Raw genomic sequence first — 277 nt, forward strand, 5'->3', positions numbered from 1 at the left:
TGTTGAGGGTACAAATGATTCTCCTGCCATTAGAGGGCGAGCAACTGGCAGTGTGATAGAAGACCAAGTCGAAACGGTGAGCGGAAGACTACGCGATGGCGACCCTGATCGTGGCGACACGCATACTTGGTCAATTGATGGCGGCGGTGCCGATCAATATGGGCAATTGACGGTAGATCAAAACGGACGCTGGCGTTATACCTTGGATCGTATAAGCCCTGATACGCAAGGGCTTGGTGACGGGGAATCTGTCACCGTCCAACACACGGTGAGAGTC

At 53.4% G+C, this 277-nt stretch carries 1 protein-coding gene; it reads left to right on the forward strand.

The genetic code is table 11. The annotated features are described in order from the left end of the window. Positions 1 to 277 (forward strand): VCBS domain-containing protein (locus A3762_RS05885; protein ID WP_197469057.1); only part of this gene is annotated, 277 nt, incomplete at both ends.

This window comes from Oleiphilus sp. HI0125, from assembly GCF_001635355.1.